This window comes from Deltaproteobacteria bacterium (genome assembly GCA_016874775.1).
GTDB lineage: Bacteria > Desulfobacterota > Binatia > Bin18 > Bin18 > VGTJ01.
The window spans coordinates 1-2,302 of record VGTJ01000344.1 but is presented as its reverse complement, the minus strand read 5'-3'; the positions used below and the strand labels follow the sequence as shown (position 1 = coordinate 2,302).

The 2,302-nt window shown below is 54.2% G+C and carries 2 protein-coding genes; both read left to right on the top strand.

What is annotated here, in order from left to right; all coding sequences use genetic code 11:
* Nucleotides 1-396: 396 nt before the first annotated feature.
* Entirely contained in the window at nucleotides 397-861 is a 465-nt protein-coding gene (locus FJ147_28310) for a hypothetical protein (protein ID MBM4259787.1), read from the top strand.
* 6 nt (nucleotides 862-867) lie between these two features.
* Complete coding sequence (locus tag FJ147_28305) at nucleotides 868-2,142, top strand: cytochrome P450 (protein ID MBM4259786.1); 1,275 nt, start codon at nucleotides 868-870, stop codon at nucleotides 2,140-2,142.
* Nucleotides 2,143-2,302 lie beyond the last annotated feature (160 nt).

Genomic DNA, 2,302 nt, shown 5'->3' with positions numbered 1-2,302 from the left:
CCTATGTCGCTCTTAGCTCCATCGCTGCTCGCTCACAAGACCTTCTTTGCTTGCTCCCGCGGAACAAATCGGGTGTCGCTCTTTCCTCCTTCCTGCCTCTCGTGTTTCCTCTTCGTTCATCAGGCCAGACTGTGGCCCTCAATCAAGCCACACGAGACTGGTACACTTCAGGTTATCACCGGAGAGACCGTAGCGTGCCGTGCGCACAGGCATGAGAGCAGACCAGTACTTCGTGCGCACAGCGCACGCTACCCCAACAGTACGAATGTTCTGTGGTCCGCTTTAGATTGCCCTTCAGAAATTCCTCAGAAAAATCTCAAGATCTGCAGCGAAGGATAGCATAGAATCTGCTCGCGAATTCGGTAGATGTGTGGGGAGAGAAAGGAGGAGGTTACTATGGGATTTCTTGCTACCTACACCGCCTTGTCGTCGGGCGAGCAGCGTAAGGCCTTGTTGACAGAATGGGTCTTTAGGCGTCGCCAAGAGCTTTTTGCCGAACTGCGTCAAAAAGCTCCCTTTTTGCAGACGCAAGACTTCGTGTTGGTCTCGCGTCATGACGATGTGAAGGCGATCTTTGAGGATTTTCAGCATTTCAATGTCAAAGCCTATCTCAGGAGTGAAGACTTCGTGCTTGGCAAAGACAAAGGAGATGGACATGATGCGGACCGTGCGTTCCTCGAAAGATTGATCCCACAAACTGAACTGGAACGAGTGCATCAAGTCACTGCAGGTGCTGTCAAGGCGATCTTCGAGAAGATCATGGCACGTTACAAAGGAACTGCCCCACTTCCTGGTGGTCGCAAGTTTCGTGAACCAGCCGGACGGATCAATATCCCGCTCGGGATTGCCAGGCCTATCTAAGTTGCTGTGGCGCAACATTATTTGGGCTTCACCGACCCCGATCCTGCCGATTTCGGTATACCGCCCCTTCCTCACCCGCCATATCCTGTCCCTGAGCCGATCGAAGACCCACGTCCGTGGCTTGACCCGACGTTTCCCTGTGTTGCCAACTGGGTAACGACACTGAACGGTGCGTTTATCCACGGGGCCTTTGGTCGTCACTTTACTTTCGATCCCGCTGCTCTCCAACCGTTACTGGGGCGCGTACCACAAGTCAAAAGAGATGTTGATGCCCACATGGAAAAGCTGATCCAGGCGGCGTTGGGTAAAGAGTTCGGGAAAGCCGGGGGGACGAGTCCGACGACCATTCTGCAGAAAATGGTTGCGGCTGAGCAGTCTGCTCTCCTATTTGGCACGCCACAACAGAAAAAACAGGTGGGCGAGAAAATCGGGCGCGATCTGGTCGGGATGGTGAACGGCATGGTTGATAATGTGACGAGTGCGGTGAGTAATGCGGTTGATTTCTTTCTCTCGCACCGTAGCGCGCAAGAGATGGCGACAGAAGTTGCACAGACAGTGATCCCCGCTGGACGGCCCGGAGCTGATGCACCAGAGAATCACGGGCGCCGCCGCCAGTTATGGGGGATGATCCGTGAAGCGTTGCGTTTCAATGCGCCAGTACCGTTCCTACTACGTATCGCGAATGAGGATCTCGTGCTCGCTCCGGGTACCGCTCGGGAAACCTCCGTGGCAAAAGGGACGATTGTGTTCCTCGGTGTTTGTTCAGCCATGTTGGATGAAGCGAAGTGGGAACAGGCCCCGGAGTTCCGTCCTGACCGCCCGTGGGTTGATGCGGACGATCTCATTTTCGGCACGGGATGGCACGACTGCTTTGGAAAATATATCGCGCAAGCGCAAATCGTGGAAATGGTGCGCGCGTTGCTGACCCTGCAGAACTTCCGTCGCGCACCGGGGCGACTTGGTAAGTTAGAGTATGGGACCTTCTTTCCCAAGCAATTGGCGGCAGATTTTGGTCCGCAACCCATCCAAACCGCACTCACCGCGATTATGGAGATCAAGCAACCGTATGCGTTCCATGTCCAAGCGCTCAAATTCATTCTGTCGCAGGCCTATCAACAAGTGGTCGACGTGCTCGACCGTGTTGGCACCGTACATTTCGCACGGTTTGTGTTTCTGGAGAACGACACCAAACTCGCGTTAATGACCTCGTATGATGGGTCGTTCGACACCTACATGAAGAACTATATCGAAGTTGCCGGAGACTTGTTCAACCTCATGTGAGCCCACATTAAGGCGGTGGCAGGAAACAACTTACCGCAATAGTGATTGACCGGAGTGGAGAGCCTCTGCACAAGAGCAGGGATGAGAGACGAGACCATTGTGTGCTGGCTTCGGTCTAAGTATCGAAGTCTGGTCGAAGAGCTGGATGAACGCGGGCGAC

Coding starts and splice junctions, on each gene's coding strand:
- FJ147_28310 (MBM4259787.1), top strand. CDS start 397: ATGGGATTTCTTGCTACCTACACCGCCTTGTCGTCGGGCGAGCAGCGT.